Genomic DNA, 9114 nt, shown 5'->3' with positions numbered 1-9114 from the left:
GAGTCAACTGTTAATTTTCTGATTTTTTGCGTATTACAAAAATACGTCATTGGTAACGAAGTGAAGAATCTCTTATAAATAAATGGCTTCTGTCATTGGTAGTGCTAACCTCAAAAAAATTTGAGGCATAATGGGTCTATGACAGATTGGGGAGATTCCTAATAGAGAACTAATTATTATTTATCTGATTTTTTGCTTGTTACAAAAATCTGTCATTGGTAGCTTGCGAAGAATCTTCTACAATTTAAACGTACTTAAAAAAATCCCACAAGGTATTCCTTTGTTACAATTACAGATTCTTCGTCGTTCCTCCTCAGGATGACAAGTGTTGTTATAGGGTCATTCTGAGCTTGCGAAGAATCTCCTACTAATAAATGGCTTCTGTCCTTCTGAACGAAGTGAAGAATCTCTGAAAAGATAATTAGGTCAGTAGTTTTTTATCAATAGCTAGGCGTTAGGGCTCTCTATAAAGAAAAGTTTCTCATCAGCTCATAAAACTAAAAACAGGAAACGGATTGTACTATTGCAGTCCGTTTTTTATTTATTTTCCTACACTTCAGTAACCAAATATTGGACTTCAGTAATTCTTTTATTAAATTATGTGGTTAATAAAATACTTTTGTGCGGAAAATTCACATTAAAAAATATGACCTTACAATGACAAAAAACCTTATACGACTCAAAACAGCGGCAGTTTTAATAATGTCCATCATTTTTGCATCTTGTCATTCCCCGCAAGTAAATGAAGAATCATCTGTCTTCGTAAAAACCTCTCAAGTGAAGCAGCTGGAAACTACGCTAACAAAAAACTATCCGGCCCGCATCAGAGCGGCATCAGATATAAACCTTTCATTCAGAGTCGCCGGGCCCATTTTAAAAGTAAATGTGAACGAAGGCGAACAGGTTGAAAAAGGAGACGTAGTAGCAGAAATAGATCCGCGGGATTATCGGATTCAACTTCAGGCGACCGAAGCAAAATACCGGGAAGTTAAAGCAGAAGTAGAAAGGATAACCGCTCTGTACAACAAAGACAAAGTCTCCGAAAATGATTACGAAAAGGCCATTTCGGGATTAAAGCAGGTTACAGCAAAATACCATGCGCACCAGAATGCACTGGAAGATACCAGGCTGAAAGCCCCATTTGCAGGACAAATAAACAAGATATTTTTTGACCAGGGAGAGACAGTCGATGCAGGGATGCCAATTATTTCTTTAATTGACAGCCAACAGTATGAAATTGTCACACATATTCCGGCGCAGGACTATCTTAAAAAAGAAAATTTCTCGGGTTTCATCTGCAAGTCAGCAAATTTACCGGGTCTGGAATGGCCCCTGGAACTCAGAAATATTGTATCTCAGGCCAACCTCAATGGTCTGTATCCGGTATTTTTTACTCTTAAAACAGATTCTAAAGACAATATTCTACCAGGGATGAGTGCAGAAGTACTCATAAAATTCATGACTGACCAAAGAATTTTATTTGAAATTCCCTTATCGGCAATTTTCGAAAAAACCGGAGAATCAAAAGTCTGGATTATCAACAAAGATGATGGTACCATCCATTCCCGGAATGTTGAAATTGAGAGAATTAAATCTTCGGGAATTGCTATAGTTAATGGAGACCTGAAGAAATCAGATATCCTGATTAGCGCCGGTGTTCATAGTCTGAAAGAAGGTCAAAAGGTTCGTCAATTGCCGGCCCCAACTAAAAGCAATGTGGGAAATCTCATGTAAAAACCTCCGTATCAGTCCTCTCAAAATACGATTTCAATTTTCAATATCTGCTTAAACATGACGGAATTTGCTTTTAAAAACAAGATACTTTTTTATTTCTTCCTCGTAGTTCTATCCGTTGGTGGCATCCTGTCGTTTCAGTCGATGAGCAAACTGGAAGACCCTGAAATAAAAGTTAAACAGGCCCTGGTTGTTACTATTTACCCGGGAGGATCGGCTTACGAAACCGAGTTGGAAGTGACCGATGTATTGGAGAAGGCCATAAAAACAATGGGCGACCTAAAAAAGATAGAGTCCCGTTCAGAGGCTGACTATTCGGAAATCACTGTTGAGCTGGATCCAACCGTTGACCCGGATGAAATCGAGCAAAAATGGGATATCCTTCGCCGAAAAGTTAACCGGGCTGCATCGCAACTTCCGGCTAAAGCCAATCCTCCTATTGTTGTTGATGATTTTGGAGACGTTTACGGTTTGTTTTATGCCATGACTGTTGATGGTTTCTCCTACAGCGAAATGCATGATTACGGAATGCTTATCAAACAGGAGATTGAAAGCCTTCCCGATGTAAAGCGGGTTAAAATATTCGGGGATAGATCCCCTTGCATCAACATCAATATTCATCAGGAAAAAATGGCCAACCTGGGCGTACACCCCTCCGAAGTATTGATGATGCTGAACAGCCAGAACGAAACTGTTTACGCCGGATATTTTGAAGCTGGACAGGAACGCATCAGAGTAGATGTCAATAACGATTTTGATAATATTGATGATATTCGCAATCTTATAATCCAGGGACACGAGGATGACCAGGTCCGACTGGACGACATTGCTGACATTGAACGAACCCTTGATACTCCATACAGAGAAGCCATGCGCTACAATTCGAAGCCTGCTCTGGGCATTTCCATAGCCATGCAAAGCGGAGGCAATGTCATAAATCTGGGAGAAGCCGTAGATGAAAAACTAACGGAACTCAAACAAAACAGAATTCCTGCAGGCGTTGAATTTAAGAAAGTCTTTTCCCAGCCCGAAAAAGTCAGTAATGCCATTTCCACCTTTATGTTTAACCTGGCACAATCGGTGGCCATTGTAATAATCATTCTGATGCTTTCCATGGGATGGCGAAGTGGTATTATCATCGGAAGTGGCCTTTTGCTTACTATCCTGGGTTCTTTTGTTGTACTGAACCTGTTCAACGGAACCCTTCAGCGGGTATCGCTGGCCTCACTTATTGTTGCCATGGGAATGCTGGTTGATAATGCAATCGTTATTGTGGATGGCATTCTGATTGACCTCCATAATGGCATGAATAAGAAAAAAGCACTGGTTAATACAGCACGTAAAACTGCCTGGCCATTACTGGGTGCCACACTTATTGCAATTTTTGCATTTCTACCCATTTTTCTCTCGCCTGATACTTCGGGCGAATATGTGCGGGATTTATTCATTGTTCTGGCAGTTTCTCTGCTGCTAAGCTGGGTTTTGGCCCTCACCCAGGCCCCTATGATGGCGGACAAACAATTTAAGAAGAGAAAAGAAAGCGAGGGAGAAAAGAAAAAGCTCTATAGTGGAAAAATTTATATTCTCCACAGACGCTGGCTCAGCTACTTGCTTTACCACAAAACAGTTGCCATTGGAATTGTTACGCTGTTTATGGCAGGTAGTGCTTTGCTGTTTCCGCTGATTCCACAAACCTTTTTCCCGGATTTGACCTACAATCAGTTGTACATCGAATACAAAATGCCTGCCGGAACACGAATAGAGAAAGTAGATGCTGATTTGGCTGAAATTGAAAAATATCTGCTGGATCAACCAGAAATAACCAAAGTCACCACCAGTTTGGGGGGAACGCCTTCCCGCTACAATCTGGTTCGTTCCATTGCCGAACCAGCTATGAATTATGGGGAATTAATCGTAGATTTTGAAGACGCTGAATTACTGCCTGAAATGCTGCCCGAAATACAGGAATACCTCTCCACCAACTATCCCCAAGCATATGCACGGGTAAAAAGATACAACCTGATGTATAAAAAATTCCCGGTTGAAGTCCTCTTTACAGGCCCCGATCCTGCAGTATTAAAAGACCTCACTGCTCAGGCAAAAATGATTATGAAGGAAGATCCGGGAGCAATTTTGGTTACGGATGACTGGGAACCTGCATCTAAAGTGTTGGTCGCCGATTACAATCAACAAATGGCGCGGAGAGCAGGCCTTACGCGACCCGACATTGCTTTGTCTTTGCTTACCGCCACTGACGGACTACCCATTGGAGATTTTTACGACGGAACCCGCTCAATCCCCATCTATGTGAAAAGTACGAAAGAAAATGGTGAGCCGGTAGAAAACCTTGAAACTTCGCCAGCCTTCAGTATGCTTCCGGCCATCAGTAATCTTGACCCGGACCATTTGAAAGCAGTAATGTCCGGAGCCCTCACCATTCCCGAAATCCTGGAATCAGTTGTTGGAGCCGTCCCCATGAATCAGGCTGTCAGGAGCATTGACATTCAATGGGAAGAACCTGTTGTGCGCCGTTACAATGGCCAGCGTGCCATGAAAGCACAGTGCAACCCCACGGCGGAAATGACTGCCGAAGATGTTCGGAAAAGTATTTTGCCTGAGATTGAAAACATAACCTTGCCCGCAGGATATAACATGGAGTGGCAGGGCGAATTTGAAGCCAGTTCAGAATCTCAGAAATATTTGTTCATGTATCTGCCACTGGCTATAGTTTTGATGATAGCTGTACTTATTGCCCTGTTCAATGATTACAAAAAACCGATCATTATCATTTTCAGCCTTCCCCTGGCAATAATAGGAATTGTATTGGGGATGCTGATTTCGGGAAAGGAGTTTGGCTTTGTAGCCATTGTTGGAGCATTGGGACTAATGGGTATGATGATAAAAAACGGGGTGGTTTTGCTTGAGGAGGTTGAGTTACAGGTGAAAGAAGGTAAGCACCGCTTTACTGCACTTATGGATGCATCGGCATCCCGTCTGAGACCTGTAATGATGGCCTCCTTAACCACTATTCTGGGAATGATTCCCCTTATAAATGATGCGATGTTTGGTTCTATGGCCGTAACCATGATGGCCGGCCTACTCGTTGGCACCATTATCACCCTTTTGATGATACCGTTACTTTACGCCCTTTTCTACAACGTTATTCATCCGTTAAGCAAAAAAGCCCAAAAACAAAAAAATGACTAAACAGATGACGATAAATAAATTTAACTCCGTTCTGATTTTTGTACTCATTACAATCGGTGGCGTCAATGCACAGGTTGAACTAAGCCATCAACAATGTAGAGAAATGGCCCTTGATTATTCCAAACAAATAAAAATATCGGAAAACAAACACCAGCAGGCACTACTCTCCGGGAAAATAGCCAAAGCTCAACATCTGCCGAAAATCAGTGCATCAGGAATTTATTTCTACAAGCCGGATCCTCTGGAATATTCACTGGAAGGCGGGTATCTGCCTACTTACAAGCCAGACCAGCAAGGACAGATGCAACCCAATGTTCAGATAAACCCCAATTCCGGCCAACCTGTAATGGGACCCGATGGTAATCCTGTATTTAATATGTATGCTTTCATGCCCGACATGCATCTGAATATTGGCATGAAGGGGGTCACTGCTGCAGGAGTGCAACTGGAACAACCCATTTACATGGGAGGGAAAATCAGGGCTGCTAACAAAATGGCAAATACGGGTATTGAGATGTCCGAAACCCAGATGTCTTTCAAAACTTCGGAAGTTATGGTGGCCGTAGATGCAGCATACTATCAGTACCTGGCTGTAAATGCAAAATACCGGGCTGCCAACGAATACAAACTGTTACTCGACTCTCTGGTATCAACAGTAGAAGAGAGTAAGCAGGAAGGGATGGCCACACGAAACGACCTGTTGAAAGTGCAGGTGAAACGAAATCAAGCAATACTAATGAAGCAAAAAGCCCGCAGCGGAGTGCAGCTGGCACGCATGAATCTTTGCCGCATTATTGGACTTCCTCTGGATACGGAAATTACTATTTCTGAAAATAATCATTCTCCTGTTCCGAAAATCACCACCGACAGCATCAATACACCTACAAAAAGGCCGGAATATCAGCTACTCAACAAAGCCATTGCGCTTCAACAGCATGAAGAAAAAATGGCTCGTGCAGAAATGCTGCCCCAAATAGGTGTTTCGGCCGGTTACAGTTACCTGGGAGGACTGGAAGTTAACGGACAGGGAACTGATGAAATGGCTTTCTCTGCTATGGCCTCGGTAAAAATCCCTATTTTTAATTGGTTCGAAGAAAAAAACAGGCTTTCGAAAGCAAAACTTCAGACGGAAGTAGCCCGGATGGAATTGGAAGAAACCCAAAAACTTCTTCAACTGGAAATAGCACAAGCCCGTTTAAACCTTGAAGAATCAGTTACACGATTGGAACTTACCCATACCTCTCTGGAGCAAGCAAAAGAGAATCTGGAAACCAGCAGGGCGCTTTACGAGGAAGGAATGGAACCCCTGGTGGATTTACTGGAGGCACAGGCGCAATGGCAGGAAGTAAAAAGTGATTACATTGATGCAGAAACAACACTGAAACTCATGCACACCTATTATCTGAAAGCAACCGGACAGTTAAAAATGGAGTAACAGTTTTCCATGAAGAAACAAATCAACCAAATACCAGAAGAATTTAGAAAACCACCGGTATCAATAATTGGAAAAGGGATAAAACCCACGGTTTTCCGATTTTTGATTGTTTCTGCCATTGGTTTTTTTGTCATTTTATTGGTCTATTTTTTATACGGAGAATCTCCGGATCCTTTGGCTATTCCTTTCATTATATCCATTATTGCCTTTAACCTAATCAGTGAAGGGAATATTATCATCAACAGGATACTGGATAAAAAATCGCCCTGGTTTTTTAAGATTTCTCGGCGAACCAGGCAACAACTGGCCTGGAGTTTTTTGTGGACCTTGCTGGTTGGGGTAATTGCTTTTGTTGGTCTGCCAAAAACCATTTATCATCAGCCTCACTTTTTCATGTCCGCTTTTCTGGTTTTCATTTTCGGTCTCATCTTTGTTCTTTTGTTCAACAGTACCCTGTTTCTGAAAAGCTTCTTTCTTAACTGGAAGAAATCAGTTCTTGAGGCAGAAGCCCTTAAACAAGCCAAACTGGTGGCCGATTACAAAGTATTACAAAATCAGCTCAACCCTCATTTTCTATTTAATAGTTTTAGTACGCTCATTTCAGAAATTCATTACAATCCGGAAACGGCCATTGAATTTGCTCAAAGACTTGCGGAGGTTTATCGCTATCTTCTTCAAAAGAAGAACGACCTGACGGTTCCTGTTCGTGAAGAGTTAGTATTTCTGAAGGACTTCATATTCCTTCATGAACAGCGGATGGGAAATTCTCTAATTGTGAACATAAACATTCCCGAGAGCTATCTGGAGCACCACCTCCCTCCCATGTCGCTGCAATTACTAACCGAAAATGCCATTAAACACAACCAGGCATCTGAAAGGCACCCGCTAACCATTGACATAAGCATAAAAGACGAAAAAAATTTGTCTGTTTGTAACAACCTGCAACCCAAAACAAATATTCATGGCACGGGCACAGGCCTGGAAAACATATCGCAACGGTATGAAATGCTTACGGGAGAACCCGTAAAAATTATAAAAACGCAAGACTCTTTTTGTGTTGAGTTCCCATTGCTTTTTCAAGATGAGTAAAATTTAAAAACCATGAACATTCTAATAGTTGAGGACGAATTTCCAACCCGCAGGCTGTTAAAAGACACCATAAAAAAAATCAGGCCGGAATGGGATATTATTGGGGAGACTGGTAGTGTTGAAGACACCGTGGAATTTCTTCAGGAAACTCCAGGGTTGGATTTGATTTTTATGGATATTCAACTTTCTGATGGGAGCAGTTTCGAAATATTTGACAAAACAGAGGTGTCAGCTATAATAATATTCACAACTGCTTACGATGAATATGCTATCCAGGCATTTAAGGTCAACAGTATTGATTATTTGCTCAAACCCATCAACCAGCAAAAGCTGACCGAAGCCATTGAAAAGTACGAACGTCTATTTAACAGCAATCAGTCTGGTTCGTCAACCATCGACTACCAATCCCTTTCCAAATTACTGGCTTCCGGAACCAACCCCTATCGTTCCAGATTACTGGTAAATCTGGCGGACGGATTTCAGAAAATAGATACTGAAAATATTGCATGGCTGGTAAGTGGAAATAAAATTACCACTGCTGTCACATTCGACAATCATCATAATATTGTTGATTTCACCCTCGATAAGCTAGAAAAAGAGTTGGACCCGGCAATATTTTTCAGGGCAAATCGTCAGTTTATTCTTAACATTGAGTCCATTCATAAAGTGGAAAACTGGTTTAACGGTAAACTCATTGTAAAAACCCGGCCCGACACACTGGAAAGAATTGTGGTAAGCCGCGAAAGAGCCAGAAGTTTTAAGAAGTGGATTAATCAGTAGAGGGGCCCACTAAATCCCCCCTGGGGGACTTGTGAATTTCGGGTTCGGGGATTTTGGTTGCCGGTTTCGTTCCCTTGTTTTCTGCACGTAGAGATGCTCCGCGGTGCGTCTCTGACCAGATAATATCACTGCCTCTGGTTTCTACACAGATAATTCAGGGTTTTCACTGCCCCTGTTTTCCGAACGAGAACAATCAATTTAGTTCATTAAACCCTTAAGTTTTAAAGCTTGTTTGAGTTGTTTGTGGATTATATGACGGTCGGATTACAAATCCTGCCGCATGGAGGGATTAACCTCTAAACCCCAACCAGGAAAAGCCAAAATCAAACAGATCTATACAGAATCTGTGGCAGCTCCGCGGCTATTAATCTCTAGCATGTTGTTGACAAACCCTGAGCAGTGGGGCGGTGACAGAAAGGTAACAATGTCATTGAAGCCAGCACCAACTTAAACCGCGGAGCGATGACAGATCGGGAACTCAGTTATCACAGAAAAATCCAAACCATGAAGCGCCCAATATGAACAACCCTCAGGAAGAACAATGTAATATTTTGCAAAAAAAACACTAATCCCCTAATCTTATATGCCTGAAATGGTCAAAAACCAAAAAATGCAGGACACCTTTCGATGTCCTGCATTTCTATCTCTATGATTTACGCTCAGGTTTGTCTTTATACAGACTCCTGAACTTGTTTAAAGTGTCCTAAATCATCAAGTGAAGAATTGGCAATAAATTCGGCACGAGAACGGTTTTCAGAACGTCCCATGCGAATATAAATCTCAGTTGAATTCCGGAACTTGTCATTTCGCTCAGTATCCAGCAGCAACAAATATCCCATGATAATATGTCCGGCCATTTCCACCAAACG

Annotated in this window: 6 protein-coding genes; 5 read left to right on the top strand and 1 reads right to left on the bottom strand. The window is 41.9% G+C overall.

From position 1 onward, the window contains the following. Positions 1 to 657 precede the first annotated feature (657 nt). From QZZ43_RS01415 to QZZ43_RS01395, 5 genes are read left to right on the top strand one after another with little or no spacing between them, the layout of a single operon-like run. Positions 658 to 1734 (top strand): efflux RND transporter periplasmic adaptor subunit, encoded by a 1077-nt coding sequence (locus tag QZZ43_RS01415; protein WP_367221137.1) that lies wholly within the window; start codon positions 658 to 660, stop codon positions 1732 to 1734. A 57-nt stretch (positions 1735 to 1791) separates the two neighbouring features. Next, positions 1792 to 4941, top strand: coding sequence for an efflux RND transporter permease subunit (locus QZZ43_RS01410; protein WP_291855391.1), 3150 nt, complete (start codon positions 1792 to 1794; stop codon positions 4939 to 4941). A gap of 4 nt (positions 4942 to 4945) precedes the next feature. After that, positions 4946 to 6376 (top strand): TolC family protein, encoded by a 1431-nt coding sequence (locus tag QZZ43_RS01405; protein WP_291855389.1) that lies wholly within the window; start codon positions 4946 to 4948, stop codon positions 6374 to 6376. 9 nt (positions 6377 to 6385) lie between these two features. Then, entirely contained in the window at positions 6386 to 7465 is a 1080-nt protein-coding gene (locus tag QZZ43_RS01400; protein ID WP_291855387.1) for a sensor histidine kinase, read from the top strand. Positions 7466 to 7477: 12 nt separating this feature from the next. Beyond that, a complete protein-coding gene (locus QZZ43_RS01395) occupies positions 7478 to 8245 on the top strand; it encodes a LytTR family DNA-binding domain-containing protein (protein ID WP_291855384.1) in 768 nt (255 codons plus the stop codon). Between the two features lie 671 nt (positions 8246 to 8916). Here QZZ43_RS01395 and QZZ43_RS01390 read toward each other — a convergent pair. Continuing rightward, positions 8917 to 9114: Acyl-CoA dehydrogenase C-terminal domain-containing protein (locus QZZ43_RS01390; RefSeq protein WP_291855382.1), on the bottom strand; the 198-nt coding region annotated here is incomplete at its 5' end.

Source organism: Marinilabilia sp. (genome assembly GCF_016278715.1).
Classification (GTDB): Bacteria; Bacteroidota; Bacteroidia; order Bacteroidales; family Marinilabiliaceae; genus Marinilabilia.
This window is presented reverse-complemented; position numbering and strand designations above follow the sequence as displayed.